This is a genomic window from Ornithinibacter aureus (assembly GCF_009858245.1).
Classification (GTDB): domain Bacteria; phylum Actinomycetota; class Actinomycetes; order Actinomycetales; family Dermatophilaceae; genus Fodinibacter; species Fodinibacter aureus.
On the sequence record NZ_VMSB01000001.1, the window covers coordinates 2,152,062 to 2,166,141 of the forward strand.

General features: G+C 70.6%; 12 protein-coding genes. 4 read left to right on the top strand and 8 right to left on the bottom strand.

What is annotated here, in order from left to right; translation table 11 throughout:
- Nucleotides 1-74: 74 nt before the first annotated feature.
- Nucleotides 75-755 carry a GNAT family N-acetyltransferase gene (locus tag C8E84_RS10255; protein WP_159901854.1) on the bottom strand — a complete coding sequence of 227 codons (681 nt, stop codon included), beginning with the start codon at nucleotides 753-755 and terminating at the stop codon, nucleotides 75-77.
- Entirely contained in the window at nucleotides 752-2,476 is a 1,725-nt protein-coding gene (locus tag C8E84_RS10260; RefSeq protein ID WP_159901856.1) for an aminotransferase class V-fold PLP-dependent enzyme, read from the bottom strand. The genes C8E84_RS10255 and C8E84_RS10260 overlap by 4 nt, the downstream gene beginning before the upstream one ends.
- A 124-nt stretch (nucleotides 2,477-2,600) precedes the next feature.
- Between C8E84_RS10260 and C8E84_RS10265 the strand changes: the two genes are divergently transcribed.
- Together C8E84_RS10265 and C8E84_RS10270 are read left to right on the top strand one after the other, a co-directional pair.
- The gene (locus C8E84_RS10265; RefSeq protein ID WP_159901858.1) at nucleotides 2,601-3,266 is read left to right on the top strand and encodes a TetR family transcriptional regulator; all 666 of its coding nucleotides are present in this window, start codon (nucleotides 2,601-2,603) and stop codon (nucleotides 3,264-3,266) included.
- Nucleotides 3,266-5,845, top strand: coding sequence for an MMPL family transporter (locus C8E84_RS10270; RefSeq protein WP_159901860.1), 2,580 nt, complete (start codon nucleotides 3,266-3,268; stop codon nucleotides 5,843-5,845). The genes C8E84_RS10265 and C8E84_RS10270 overlap by 1 nt, the downstream gene beginning before the upstream one ends.
- Before the next feature lie 13 nt (nucleotides 5,846-5,858).
- Here the strand turns inward: C8E84_RS10270 and C8E84_RS10275 are convergent, their stop codons facing one another.
- Nucleotides 5,859-6,770 (bottom strand): LysR family transcriptional regulator, encoded by a 912-nt coding sequence (locus C8E84_RS10275; RefSeq protein WP_159901862.1) that lies wholly within the window; start codon nucleotides 6,768-6,770, stop codon nucleotides 5,859-5,861.
- A gap of 81 nt (nucleotides 6,771-6,851) precedes the next feature.
- Between C8E84_RS10275 and C8E84_RS10280 the strand changes: the two genes are divergently transcribed.
- The gene (locus C8E84_RS10280) at nucleotides 6,852-7,019 is read left to right on the top strand and encodes a hypothetical protein (protein ID WP_159901864.1); all 168 of its coding nucleotides are present in this window, start codon (nucleotides 6,852-6,854) and stop codon (nucleotides 7,017-7,019) included.
- A gap of 68 nt (nucleotides 7,020-7,087) precedes the next feature.
- Here the strand turns inward: C8E84_RS10280 and C8E84_RS10285 are convergent, their stop codons facing one another.
- The gene (locus tag C8E84_RS10285) at nucleotides 7,088-7,801 is read right to left on the bottom strand and encodes an exonuclease domain-containing protein (protein ID WP_159901866.1); all 714 of its coding nucleotides are present in this window, start codon (nucleotides 7,799-7,801) and stop codon (nucleotides 7,088-7,090) included.
- Nucleotides 7,798-9,669: a DUF294 nucleotidyltransferase-like domain-containing protein gene (locus tag C8E84_RS10290; RefSeq protein ID WP_159901877.1), complete on the bottom strand. Its 1,872-nt coding sequence runs from the start codon at nucleotides 9,667-9,669 to the stop codon at nucleotides 7,798-7,800. Before C8E84_RS10290 ends, C8E84_RS10285 begins: the two co-directional genes overlap by 4 nt.
- Nucleotides 9,670-9,954: 285 nt before the next feature.
- Between C8E84_RS10290 and C8E84_RS10295 the strand changes: the two genes are divergently transcribed.
- Nucleotides 9,955-11,220 (top strand): ATP-binding protein, encoded by a 1,266-nt coding sequence (locus C8E84_RS10295; RefSeq protein WP_159901879.1) that lies wholly within the window; start codon nucleotides 9,955-9,957, stop codon nucleotides 11,218-11,220.
- Between the two features lie 94 nt (nucleotides 11,221-11,314).
- Here C8E84_RS10295 and C8E84_RS10300 read toward each other — a convergent pair whose 3' ends face one another.
- From C8E84_RS10300 to C8E84_RS10310, 3 genes are all read right to left on the bottom strand, one after another.
- On the bottom strand, nucleotides 11,315-11,608 hold the full coding sequence (locus tag C8E84_RS10300; RefSeq protein ID WP_159901881.1) for a cyclic nucleotide-binding domain-containing protein: 294 nt from the start codon (nucleotides 11,606-11,608) through the stop codon (nucleotides 11,315-11,317).
- A gap of 196 nt (nucleotides 11,609-11,804) precedes the next feature.
- Nucleotides 11,805-13,082, bottom strand: a complete 1,278-nt coding sequence (locus tag C8E84_RS10305; protein ID WP_246197067.1) for an IS256 family transposase — start codon at nucleotides 13,080-13,082, stop codon at nucleotides 11,805-11,807.
- 37 nt (nucleotides 13,083-13,119) lie between these two features.
- Nucleotides 13,120-14,034, bottom strand: a complete 915-nt coding sequence (locus tag C8E84_RS10310) for a hypothetical protein (RefSeq protein WP_159901885.1) — start codon at nucleotides 14,032-14,034, stop codon at nucleotides 13,120-13,122.
- Nucleotides 14,035-14,080 lie beyond the last annotated feature (46 nt).

Genomic DNA, 14,080 nt, shown 5'->3' on the forward strand with positions numbered 1-14,080 from the left:
CACGGATTTTGCCCTCGGCAAGCGCACGGAAGTCGCACGAAGTCGGGGAGGGTTGGGAGGGGGTGCTGCGTGTCTCAGCCGCTGAGGCGGCTGCGCTGGCGCCCGGCCGCGTCGAAGTTCGCCGGGTCCAGCCACGCGTCGAGCCGCTCGCGCACCGCCGGCCACTCGCCGTCGATCACCGAGAACCACGCCGTGTCCCGGTTGCGCCCCTTGACGACGAGGGCCTGGCGGAAGACTCCCTCGAAGGTGTAGCCCAGGCGCAGCGCGGCCCGCCGCGACGGGGCGTTGAGCGCATCGCACTTCCACTCCAGGCGGCGGTAGCCGAGGTCGTCGAACACGTGCCCCATGAGCAGTCGCTGCGCCTCGGTCGACGCCACGGTCCGCACGAGCGACGTGCCGAGGATGACCGCCCCGATCTCCACCACCCCGTTGGCTGGGTCGATGCGCATCAACGACAGCACCCCGGCAGCCAGCCCGTCGACGAGCACGCAGTAGGCCACCGTCGTGGGGTCGGCGACCATGGAGTCGACGAGGTGCGCCACGGCATCCGGGGTCTGCGGGCGCGGCATCGGCAGGTACGTCCAGTGCGCGTCGTCGGTGCCCGCCCAGGCCTGGACCAGGTCGCCCACGTGAGCGATCGACAGCGGCTCGAGCACACACGTGCGCCCCGGCAGCACCGAGCCGGGAGGCCGGTCACGGCCCTGCCAGCCGGGCACGACCTCGCCGACCGGCAACCCCTCGGGAACCCCGCTCATATACCGAGCGCGCCCGTCGGCAGGTCGAACCACAGCAGGTGCTCGAAGTCGTCGGACAACCCCGACGCGTGCGACGCCAGGTCGGGCGGGGTCGCCGCCGCCAGGATCGCCGCCCCGTCAGCCAGGTGCTGCGCCAACAGCTCCTCACCACCACGGGCATCGGCGTGCGGCACCACCATCTCCCCGTCCGAACCGTACGAGATCGCCCCCAGCCGGATCGGCGGCTCCACGACCCCGTCGCGGTGCCGCCACCGCCCGGTCTCCGGGTCGAAGACGTAGTCGCCCAGCAACCGCCAGCCGTCGCGCGCGACGAGTCGCACGGCATCCACGACGTAGTCCGCGACCGTGTCGGAGATGAAGTAGTTGAAGTTCACCCGCACCCAGCCGGGCTTGATGCCCTCGCAGCCGCCGGTGATCTCGCGCTCGAACTCGTGCGAGCGCTCGATGTCGATGCCGAGCAGCCGGTGCCCGTACGGGCCGGCGCACGAGCAGCCACCGCGGGCCTGCACGCCGAACAGGTCGTTGAGCAGGGCGACGACGAAGTTGTGGTGCAGCCAGTGGCCCGACGGCGCCCGCACGACGAACGAGACGATCGACAGCCGAGGCGCGTCGAGGTTGCCCAGGATCTCGATCGCCGGCTCGGCCCGCCAGGCCTCGACGGCACGCGAGAGCAGCCGCTCCTCGTGGGCGCGGATCGTCTCGACCCCGACCGCCTCCTTGAGCTGGAACACCAGCCCGGCCCGCACCGACTCGATGATCGCCGGGGTGCCACCTTCCTCGCGGTGCGCGGCGTCGGTGACGAACGCGTGGTCCTCGGGGTTGACGTAGGCGACCGTGCCGCCGCCGGGCACGACCGGCACGCGGTTGTCGAACAGCTCGCGCCGGGCGATGAGCACCCCGGGGGTCGACGGCCCTCCGATGAACTTGTGCGGCGACAGGAAGATCGCGTCCTTGTAGGCGGCCGGGTCGCCACCGACCGGCGCGGTCATCTCGATGTCGACGTAGGGCGCGGCCGCCGCGAAGTCCCAGAAGGCCAGGGCCCCGTGCTCGTGCAGCAGCGCCGACACCCCGTGCGTGTGCGAGACGATGCCGGTGACGTTCGATGCCGCGCTGAACGACCCGATCTTCAGCGGCCGGTCGGCGAACTCGAGCAGCCGGGCGCGCAGGTCGTCCTGGCACACCCCGCCGTCGGCGTCCTCGGCGATGGTGACGACGTCGGCGATCGACTCGCGCCACGGGATCTCGTTGGAGTGGTGCTCGTACGGGCCGATGAACACGACCGGCCGCTGGTCGCGCGGGATCGCCTCGCTCAGGTGCCAACGGTCCTCCAGCGCCGACGGGATGCGCAGCCCCAGCACCCCGATGAGCTTGTCGATGGCCCCCGTGCACCCCGACCCCGCGAAGACGACCACCGTGTCGTCGTCGCCGTGAACGGCATCCGCGATGATCCGCCGCGCGTCCTCGCGAAGGCGAGTCGTCTGCAACCCGGTGCCGCTGGACTCGGTGTGCGTGTTGGCGTAGCCCGGCAGCACCTCGTCGCGGATGAAGTCCTCGATGAAGGTCAGGGCACGCCCGGATGCCGTGTAGTCGGCGTAGGTGACGCGTCGCCGCCCGTAGGGGGTCGTCATCACGTGGTCCTCGCCGATGACGGAATCGCGGATGCGGCGCACCAGGGCTTCCTGAGCGGCACTCGAGGTGGCGGGGGTGTGCTGCTCGGCCATGGGCTCAGGCTCTCACGGGCCGCGCGGCCGCGGCAGCCGGTCGCAGTGGTGTGTGCGGTCGCAGCGCGAGCCGGCCGTGTCGAGCGTTTTGCACACCCGTGCATGTTCCACCTACCGTGAGCCCGTGCCCTCCCCGACCACCACCTCACCTCACGGCTCCGGCCTGCGGGCGAGCAAGCGCGAGCGCACCGCGCGCGACCTCGCCGAGGCGGCGTACGCCGTCGTGCGCGACGTCGGGTTCGACGCGGTGACGGCGGATGCCGTGGCCGACCGTGCCGGGGTCTCCCGCCGCACGTTCTTCAACTACTACCCCTCGGTCGAGTCAGTGTTCACGGCGAGCGTCGCCGCCTTCTTCGACTCCGTCGGCGAGCGACTCGACGCCCGCCCCGCCGACGAGGACGTGCTCGACAGCGCCGTGGCCGTCATCACCGACCCCGGTGACGTCGAGCTGCTCCAGCGGATCGGCGTGCTCTCGGCCGCGGGTGAGTCGTCGCCCCACGCCCGCGGGCTGATCCTCGTCGAGGCCCACACCTGGCTGGACTGGCTCGAGGACTGGCTGCGCCGCCGCCTGCCCCCGGGCACCGACGCCCTGCTCGTGGCCACCTACGCCGCCACGATGCTCGGCGCCGCCGAGGCCGCCTTCCGTGTCTGGGCCAAGGCCCCCGAGGGCGAGTTGTCCGCCGCGGTGGCCCGAGCCCTCACCCACCTTCGCACCGGGCTCGACCCGGCCACCCTGCCCGCTGTGTCACCCACCACGACCACCGTGTCACCCACCCGCGAGGACCACTGATGTCAACCGCCCTGTACCGACTCGGCCGCTGGTGCGCCACCCACGCCCGGCGCGTCCTCGTCCTCTGGCTCGTCGTCCTCGTGGGGGCCGGGGCCCTGGCGGCCACGATCAGCCAGCCGCTGGGAAACGGGTTCACCATCCCCGGCGCCAACTTCGAGAAGGTCCGCCAGCAGCTCGGCGAGGAGATCCCGGAAGCTGCCGGCGGGTTCGGCACGGTCGTGCTGAGCTCGGACACCGCCTTCACCCCTGCCCAGCGGGCCGCCGTCGAGGACGTCTTCGCGGCGTGGGGTCAGGTGCCGAACGTCAGCCGGGTCATCAACCCGTTCGAGGCGCAGGACCAGCTCGATGCCGGCCAGGCCCAGCTCGCCGACGCGAAGAAGCAGCTCGACGCCGGCCAGAAGGGCATCGAGCAGGGGCAGGCCGAGCTCACCGAGGGTGAGGGGCAGCTGGCTGCCGGCGAGGCGGTGCTGGAGCAGCTCGAGGAGACCAACCCGCAGGACCCGAGCATTCCCGGGCTGCGCGCCCAGCTGGCCCAGGGCCGTGCAGAGCTCGAGAAGGGGCGGGCCGACCTCGACAAGGGCATCGCCGAGCTGGCTGCCGGCCGCGCGGCCTACGAGGACGGCGTCGCGATCAGCCGGGCCACCGACGGCACCCGCCTGGTCAGCCAGGACGGGCGGTATGCCGTGGCGCAGGTGCAGTTCGACACCGACGCGCAGAGCGTTCCGGTGGAGAACCGGGCGATGATCCCCGACTCGGCCAAGGCCGCCCTGGCTGCCGCCGGCGTCAACGCCGACTACAGCGTCGAGATCACCCAGGACACCGCCCTCGTCGGAGCCGGCGAGATCATCGGCCTCACCGTCGCCCTCCTCGTGCTCGTGGCCGTGCTCGGCAGCCTCGTCGCCGCCGGCCTCCCGCTGCTCGTCGCGCTGCTCGGCGTCGGCGTCGGCCTCGGCGGCGCCATCGCCTTCACGGCGGTGACCGAGCTCAACCAGATGACCCCTGCCCTGGCCCTGATGCTCGGCCTCGCGGTCGGCATCGACTACGCGCTGTTCATCGTCACCCGGCACCGCACGTCCCTGCTGCACGGGCAGGACCTCGTCGAGTCGATCTCGCGCGCCGTCGGCACGGCGGGCAGTGCGGTGGTCTTCGCCGGGCTGACCGTCGTCATCGCCCTGACCGCCCTCGTGCTGTCCGGCCTGCCGATCCTCGCCGAGATGGGCCTCGTCGCTGCCTTCACCGTGGCCGTCACCGTGCTCGTCGCGGTGACGGTGTCACCGGCCCTGCTGCGACTCATGGGCACGCGGGTCATCTCCAGGCGCGGCTGGCGCGCCGCCGGGTTCGCCACTCCCGGCGACCCGACCTCTCGCACGACGCCCGACGACGGAACCGACGAGGAGCACGGCGGCTGGTTCGTGCGTCTCGTGACGCTGCGCCCGTGGCTCACGGTGCTCGCCGTCGTGGGGGTGCTCGGGGTGCTGGCCATCCCGGTCGGCTCGATCCAGCTCGGCCTGCCCGATGGCGGTCGCGAACCCACCGGCACCACGGCCCACACCGCCTACACCACCGTCGGAGAGCAGTTCGGCCCCGGCATCAACGGCCCGATCGTCGCGGTGACCACCCTGCCCGAGGAGCTGCGACCGACCGACGAGGCGTCGCTGGCCAACGTGCAGGCGATGATCGCCACCCGCCTGAAGGTCATCGACGGCGTGCGCAGCGTCGTGCCGTTCGGGGTCAGCCCCGACCAGGCGACCCTGGCCTTCCAGGTCGTGCCGACCACCGGGCCCGCGGACCCCGCGACCGCCGAGACGTTCCACCGCGTGGAGTTCACGGCATCCCAGCTCGAGCGGCGCGAGAACATCAAGCTCGGCCTGACCGGCCAGACCGTGGCGAACATCGAGGTCTCGGAGCGACTCGCCGCGGCACTGCCGGCCTACCTCGCCGTCGTCGTGGGGCTGTCGGTGCTCATCCTGCTGCTCGTCTTCCGCTCGCTCGTCGTGCCGCTCATCGCCACCGGAGGCTTCCTGCTGTCGATCGCCGCGGCCTTCGGCGCCACCGTCGCGGTTCACCAGTGGGGGTGGCTCGGTGCTGCGTTCGGTGTGCACCAGGCGGGGCCGCTGCTGTCGGTGATGCCGATCATCATCATCGGCGTGCTGTTCGGGCTGGCGATGGACTACCAGATGTTCCTCGTCTCCGGCATGCACGAGGCCCGCTCCCACGGCCAGGACTCACGCACCGCGGTGCGCACCGGCTTCGTTCACGGCGCCAAGGTCGTGACGGCCGCGGCGATCATCATGACCTCGGTCTTCCTCGGGTTCGCGTTCTCGCACCTGGCGATGGTGCGGCCCATCGGGTTCGCGTTGGCGGTCGGTGTTCTGCTGGATGCCGTGCTGGTGCGGATGACGCTCACCCCGGCTCTCATGCACCTGCTCGGCGACCGGGCCTGGTACCTGCCGCGGTGGCTCGACCGGATCCTGCCCGACCTCGACGTCGAGGGAGTTCGCCTGGCCGAGCGCCTCGACTCCGGCGCCCTGGGCAGCGTCACCCCCGCACCCCCCACCCCCGTGCCCACCACCACCTGAGCGGGGTGTGGGGTCAGCGCAGGTGGGATCTCGGGTGGTGGATGAGGTCGGTCAGCAGGGCCACCGCCCGATCGGCCGCCTCGTCGGGGGTGCCGTCATCACGCACGAGCGCCGCCAGGTGCCGCACCGGTGCCGGCGGGGCCAGAGGAATGCGCACCACGGATGCCGGGAGGTCTCGCGCCGCGAGCCCCGGCAGCACCGACACCCCGATGCCGGCCTCGACGAACCGGATGGCGGTGTAGTGGTCCTGCGCCTGGACGGTGAAGCGGGGCCGGAAGCCCACGGCGTTGCAGTGCGCCACGACCATGCGGTGCCCGATCGAGCGCGGGTAGTCGTTGCTCACCCAGGTCTCGCGGCGCAGGTCCGACAGCGACACCGGGCCCTGACCGATGAGCGGGTGGCCCGCGGGCACGATGACGACGAACGGGTCCGTCGTCAGATCGATGCGCCGGTACCCCGATCGCACCGGGGTGTCCGGAGGGTCGATGACGAGGTCGATGTCGGGGCCGCGCCCGGTGCTCGACCCCCGCGCCTCGGCCTCGGTCAGCACCAGTTCGAGGACGAGGTCGGGGTACTCGTGGGTCAGCCGCTTGACGAGCGCCGGCATCCACGCCGCCCCCGCCGAGGCGAAGTAGCCGATCGCGAGGCGACCCGAGCGTCCCTCGCGCAGGTCGGCAACGGCCTGGTCGAGCTCGCCCCACCGACTCATCACCTCATCGGTGCGCTCGACGAGGGCCAGCGCCGCCTCGGTCGGCACGATGCCGCGCCCGGCCCGGTGGAACAGGGTCAGGCCGGTCTCGCGCTGGAGCGCCGCGACGTGCTGGCTGACCGCCGACGACGTCAGCCCGAGGTTGTCGGCCGCGGCCTGGACCGAGCCACTCGCGACGACGGAACGAAAGACCCTGAGGCGGTGGGGATCAAGCATGAAGCAATCTTAAGCGATACTTCATTACTGGTAAGTAAAGTCGCGTTGCGCTGAATGGTTTAACGATGCATCATGGACGACATGAACGCCGCATTCTTCTCCCTCGACAAGGCCCGCTCCCTCGCTTCCGCCCTCCGCACGAGCCGTCACCACGGCCGCGGCTGGACCGAGCACGTCGACCGCGACCTCGTTCGCGAGTCCCAGGAGCTCTACCTGCTCGCGCAGAGCCGCAGCCCTCGCATGTTCTGAGCCGCCCCCCGGCAGCTCACCCCGCGCACCGGCTGCACCCCAGCCTGCGCAGCACCATCACCTGACCCTCAGGCCATGACCTGGCGGAGGGTCAGCGTCGTTTCCGGACGAGCCGCCCGGAGCTCGGCGCGCTGCGCGAGGTAGAGCTCGGCGCAGGCCAGGGCGTCGACCAGCGCCTCGTGCGCGGGGTACACGGGCAGCCCGTGCCGCTCCCGCGCCGACCACAACCGCAGCGCCCCCGGCTCGGGGTCCCTCTGCCCCCGGCCCGTGACGACCCGGTGCTCGAGGTCCAGGGTGTCGACGACGACGCAGGGCAGCGGCGCGCCCCAGAGCCGCTCGCACGCCCCCGAGAGGAAGGTCGTCTCGATCCGCGCGAAGTGTGCCAACAGCACCCGACCGGTGAGGGCGCCGAGAAGGCGCGCCACGGCATCCGCCATCGCCTCCCCGCCCGCGAGGGCGTCGTCGGTGAGGCCGTGGATGGTCGCACTGGACCCCACCCCGGCTCCCCCGGCCACGCCCACCTGGTCGCGCACGACGACCCGCCCGGCGCCGCCGAGCACCACCGACCCTCCGTCGACGGGCACCCACCCGATCGACAGCACGCGGTCGACGCGTGGGTCGAGACCGGTGGTCTCGATGTCGACCGCGAGCAGCGGCAGCTCGTCCAGCGGCACCGACGGCGCCGGGAACGGCACGCCGAGGTAGTCGCGAAGCGGCCCCGGCGCGGCCGAGCGCAGCGCCCGCTGGCGCCGTTCGTCGGGGGTGCGCCGGAAGAGGCTCACGAGATGTAGTGGGTCGGGTACCGATGTGCCAGAGCGGTTTGCGCCGCCCGGACGATGGCGAACGCCTCGCGCAGGTGGCGCTTGTCGAAGCTCGAGAGGTCATCGGGGGCGACGTGGTTGTCCGGCGGCAGCCCCGCCCGCACCTGGGCGGCCTGGTGACGCAGGCGGACGTACGAGATGAACTCGAACGCGTCCCGCAGGTCAGCGGCCCGGTCGTCGCCCAGGACCCCGGCCGCGTGTGCCGCGTCCAGCCGGGCCCGGGTGTTGACCGCCGGACTGCCGAGTGACAGGGCGTGCACCCGGGCCAGCTCGACCACCGCGCCGATGCCGCCGCGCTTGATGTCGAGGGTGTTCTCGTGGCTGCCCGCCTTCTCGAGCACGAACCCGCGGAAGAACCCCAGGGGCGGCTCGTTGGCGGTGGCCTGCTTCGCGAGGTGCGCCAGGAAGACCTTCGCGTCGGGGGATGCCGTGAGCACGTGACGCTGGAGCCTGGCCTCGAGCGTCGCGTCACCGTGCACGGGGCGCATGTCGAAGAAGATGCTCGCGCCGAGGATGGCGTCGGGCACCGGTTCGGTGAGCCAGGACGTGAACTGCCGACGCCATGACGCAAGCGGTTGGCGCCAGCGCGGGTTGGTGGCCATGACGTCGCCGGTGCACCGGGGGTAGCCGCAGGCGGCGAGGTCGGCGGTCACCCGCTCTGCCAGCGCCGCGAACCACGGCTCGTGCTCGGGGAGCATGGCGTCGTCGATGATCATCGCCGTGTCCTGGTCGGCGGCCAGCGCCTGCTCGAGGCGTGCCCGCGAGCCGAGCGACACCCAGCAGTACGGCACGGGTGGCGGGCCGAGCTCGGCCTCGGCCAGGGCGAGAAGGCGACGCTCCACGGCATCCCCGACCGCCGTGACCACGCGGCCGATGTCGTCGGCCGAGGCGTCCTGCTCGACGAGCGAGAGCACCACCTGCGGCAGCCGGCTCGCGGCCCGGGCGACCCCCGCGACGTCGGCCTGCTTGGCGATGTCGCCCGCCAGGTACACGGGGTTGGACTGTTCGAGGCGCAGCAGGTCGGTCGTCGTGACGAGCCCGACGGGCTGGTCGTGGGCGTCGAGGATCGGCAGGTGGTGGATGTGCCGGCCGACCATTTCCAGGAGCACCTCGAAGGCGAGGGCGTCGGCGGAGCCGGTGACGGGGTCGGCGGTCATGACGTCGGCGACGGGGGTGGCGGGGTCGACGTCGACGGCGAGCACGCGGGTGCGCAGGTCACGGTCGGTGAGGATGCCGGCCAGGCGCCCGTCGCGGGTCACGAGCAGGGCGGACACCCGCTCGGTGGACATCAGGCGCGCCGCGTCGCGGACGCTGACGCGGGCATCGACGCCGATCGCCTCGCGCGCGATGAGGTCACGCACGGTGGTCTTGAGGATGGCCCCGCCGGTGCTCGACAGCTGCACCGAGGCGACCGCGCCGCTCATCCGGCTCGCGCGCTGGGCGTCGAAGAAGGCGTCGAACTCGGGCTGGTCGGCGCACAGGCGGTGGAAGTCGTCAGCGGGCAGGACGAGCGCGAGAGTGTCCTCCCGGGCCGTGACGTCGAAGGTCGACGGGTTGCCTTGGGTGAGGGTGATCGAGCCGAAGCAGGCGCCCTCGCCGCCCCGGTCGACCAGGGTGCCCTGCGGGTCGTGCACGTCGGCGGCGCCCGAGCGCACGATGTACAGGTGGTGGTTGTCGCGGCCCTTCTCGATGAGGCGGCTGCCGCGGCGGAAGTACTGCACCGTCATCCGTGCCGGGAGGCGGTCGAGGACGCTCTGCGGGAGAGCGTCGAAGGGCTCGTGACGCGCGAGGAAGTCGCGCGTCTCGGTCAGCTCGACATCGAGGGCCATGTCGTCATCGTGGCAGCGCACCTCGGATGCCGGGCGCCCTCCGGTTCCGCTCTGCGACCAACGCGCGGGGGAACGCGCCGAGCGGCCTGCGACACCAGCGTGCGGTCACCTCCGCCCAGCAGTCCCCAGACACCACGAAGGGCTCTCCCAGATCCACGGCCGCCGAGACGACTCGACTTTGACATTGCGGGTTCCGCCATGTCAAAGTTATGAAATATGCAAGATTTAGGTTACGATTTATGCAAAGTTAGAGGGATGGAGAATGGAAGCAGAAGGGTGCACTCGATGACGGAAACGGCTGGTTACCGCAGGCGAGTGGTTGACCTTGAGCTTCGGGAGCGGCTGACGTCCATCGGCGCAGTGCTCATCGAAGGCCCCAAGGCATGCGGTAAGACCGCGACTGCCACTCAGGTGGCCGCGACGATGCACCGGCTCGATGTTGACCAAGCGGCCCGCAACACTGCCACCTACGCCCCAGATGTGCTGCTGGACAGTCCAGGTCCGGTGTTGCTGGACGAGTGGCAGCGTGCTCCGGCCCTCTGGGATCACGTGCGGCGAGCCGTGGACGACCGATCACCCGAGAAGGGGCTGTTCATCATGACGGGCTCCGCCACACCGCGCGACGACGTCAACCGGCATTCTGGCGCGGGTCGGATCGCCGTTGTCCAGATGCGGCCCATGTCGCTCTGGGAGTCCGGCCACTCATCGGGTACGGCCTCGTTGGCCTCACTGATGGACGGGGGCCGCGTTGCTGGTCGCGATTCTGGCCCCTCCTTGCCCGACATCATCGACCGCATCTGCATCGGTGGCTGGCCGGCCCTCCTGGACGCCACCGCAACGGAGGCTGGTCGTTGGCTGCGGGACTACCTGAACCAGATCGTCCTCGTGGACATCCAGGAACTAGGCACGCGTCGCCGAGATCCGCAGAACATCCGCCGCCTGCTCACCTCCCTCGCACGGAACGTTGCGACGTCGGCAAGGGTCACCGCACTGGCCAAGGATGTCGGCGGGGCTGATGGGCCGGTGGCGAGGGCCACCGTAGACGGATACCTCGATTCCCTCCACCGACTGCGACTGATCGAGAACTCGTCGGCGTGGGGACCGCACATGCGATCTGCGACGCCGCTGCAGGCCTCGCCCACGCGCTACTTCATCGATCCATCATTGGCGGTGGCGGCCCTTGGACAGGGCCCCCAGCAGTTGCTGAGGGATCTGAATGCGACCGGGTACCTCTTCGAGAATCTCGCGGTGCGCGACATGCGCGTGTACGCCCAGAGGCTTGGCGGCGAGGTGCACCACTGGCGAGACCAGAACCAGAACGAGGTGGACATCGTGGTCACGCTGCCGGACGGGCGGTGGGGCGCCTTCGAGGTGAAGATGAATCCCGAAGACGCCGACAAGGCCGCCGCGTCACTGCTGTCATTCTCCGAGAAGGTGGACCAGGCCAAAGCCGGTGCGCCCGTCGCACTGGGAGTCATCACCACCACGGGCTTCGCGTACCGGAGGGACGACGGCGTCAGCGTGCTGCCGATCGGAGCAATGGGGCCCTGAGGCGCCTCCGGCTGCACAGACAGAGCCAAAGCTGCACGGTGCCGGTGGAAGTCCTCGGCCGGCAGCACGAGCGCGAGGCAGTCCTCGAGGGCGGTCACCTCGAACGTCGAGTGTTGCCCTCGGTGAGCGTGATCGAGCCGAAGCACGCCCCTTCACCGCCGCGGTCGACGAGCGTGCCTTGAGGGTCGTGGACGTCGGCGGCGCCCGAGCGCAGGACGTACAGGTGGTGGTTGTCGCGCCCCTTCTCGATGAGGCGGGTGCCGCGGCGGAAGTACTGCACGCTCATCCGCCCCGGGAGCCGGTCGAGCACGCCCTGCGGGAGCGCATCGAAGGGCTCGTGGCACGCGAGAAAGTCGCGCGTCTCGCTCAGCTCGACATCCAGGGCCATGCCGTCATCGTGGCAGCGCAGATCGGATGCCGGACGGCCGTCGGCAGCGGTGTGCGGCCAACGCGTCAGGGATCGCGCCGAACGGGCGTTGGCACTGGCGTGTCGTCACCGATCCATTCGGGAGTCCAGAGTTTGATTGTGAACGTCTGGGTGAGGGTGTCAAGTTGTCTGTGTAAGTGAGGTGGGTCACATGGGGTTAGAGGTAGGTGTTGATGCGGTCGGGGTAGACGAGGGCGAGCTCTCCGAGGGCTGCTTTCCAGCCTTGGATGACGGAGCCTTCGACGAGTTTGCCGGGGGCCTTTCGCGGGGTTCCCTTGGGCAGGCCGGCTTCCTTGGCGCGTTGCCGGGCACGTTTGTCCTCGATGGTGCGGATCGCGAGCCAGAGCAGCTTGATCGCTGCGGTGTCGCTGGGGAAGTGGCCGCGGTTCTTGATGATCTTGCGCAGCTGGTAGTTCAACGACTCGATCGAGTTCGTGGTGTAGATGACCTTCCGCAAGGCCGGCCCGAACGCCAGGAACGGGGTGAACCGGTCCCAGGCGTTCTCCCACGACGCGACGGCGGCGGGGTACTTCTTACCGAGTTTGGAGTCCGCGAACGTGGCCAGGGCCATGAGCGCGGCGTCCTCGTTGGCTGCGGTGTAGATCGGGCGCAGCATCGCGGCGACGGCCTTGCGGTCGCTGTAGGACACGAACCGCATCGAGGCCCGGATCAGGTGCACCACACACGTTTGGACCATCGCTTCACGCCAGGTGCCCTCGATGGCCTCGGGGAGCCCGGTCAGCCCGTCGCAGCACACGATCAGCACGTCCTTGACGCCGCGGTTGGCCAGCTCGGCGCACACCGACGCCCAGAACTTCGCGCCCTCGGCGGCTTGGACCCAGATGCCCAGGACGTGCTTGACCCCGTCCATGTCGACGCCGACGGCGATGTGCGCGGCCCGGTTGGTCACGTGCGCGCCGTCGCGGATCTTGACCACGAGGGCGTCGAGGTAGAGCACCGGGTAGAACGCCTCCAACGGGCGGGCCTGCCACGCCTTGACCTCTTCGAGCACCGCGTCGGTGACGTTGGCGATCGTCTCGTGCGAGAGCTCGGTGCCCAGCGTGGACGCCAGGTGGTGCTGGATGTCGCGGATCGTCATCCCGCCGGCGTACAGGCTGATGATCATGTCCTCGAGCCCGCCCAGGCGGCGGGCGCCCTTGGGCACCAGCGCGGAGGCGAACGTGGAGTTACGGTCCCGCGGCTGGTCCAAACCGATGTCACCAACCTCGGTGGACACCGTCTTCGGGGTGGTCCCGTTGCGCGAGTTGCCCGACCCCTTCCCGGCCGGGTCGCCCTTGTCGTACCCGAGGTGGCCAGTCAGCTCGGCCTCCATCCCCCGCTCGAGAACGGCCTTGATCATCTCCGGCAAGAACCCGCCCTCACCGGTCAGCGACAGCCCACGCTCACCCGTCGCAGCCATCAACTGGTCCAGCATCTCGTCGGTAAACAACTCCCGACGCAACCGGCGAGCCTCAGGCTCGACAGCGTCCTTCTTCGCTTCCTTGGTCATGCTCACAATCAAACTCCTTCAGGTCGGCAACCCCCTCCCTTACACAGACCATCTGATACCCCCGGCAGCCGGTGGTGAACACCAACGGTTCACCCTCCTCGTCGACGAACGCGACCGAGCCGTCGACACCGGTGTTGTCCACCACCGTCAGCCCCGCCAGTCCGGCATCGGACCCGTCGAGGTTCGCGGTGAACACCGGCCCGAACACACCGGTGACTGAGTCCGACGGCCAGTTCGCGACAGTGCCGTCACCGGCGAAGGAGGTGTGCGATCGGGAGATGCTGATGTCGCCGGTGTACCCCGGCACGGACACGTCCGTGCCGGAGATCGCGACCTCACCGGTGTACTGCGCGACCTGACCCCCCCCGGCATCCGTGGTCGGGTAGCCGTCACCGAACGCGTGCGGCAACCGGGTGACTGTGACGGGTGACGGTTCCCACGTGCACCGCGTCACCGCCGTGCCCGCGTAGGTGAAACACACCTGGACATCCAGGCGCACCGGGGTGCGCTTGGGCACATCCGCGGTCGCCCCCTCCTCGCGCACCGCCGAGTGCAGGTCGAACGTGGAGGTGAACGCCGCCAACGTCGACGCCGTGGGAGCCGTCACCGGCACCGCGCTACCCGCGTTCGTCCACCCACCGGCGGTGGTGCCGGCGACACGCCACTGCACCTGCGCCGTGACAGCGGTGGCGCCACCCCGGGGTGGGCCACCCGCCGCCACGACGACCTTGCCGGAGGAGGTCGCACCGGTGCCCGGTGACGTCAACGACGCCGCGTCACCCCACCCGAGGCCGTACGTGACGGGCGCGGACGTCTTGAGCGCCCGCGATACCGCGGTGGCGGTGATGCCGTGCGCACCCTTAGCGGACACGTTCACCGTTACCGTCGTCTTCGCCACGGTCGGATCGGTACTGGCCGGGATC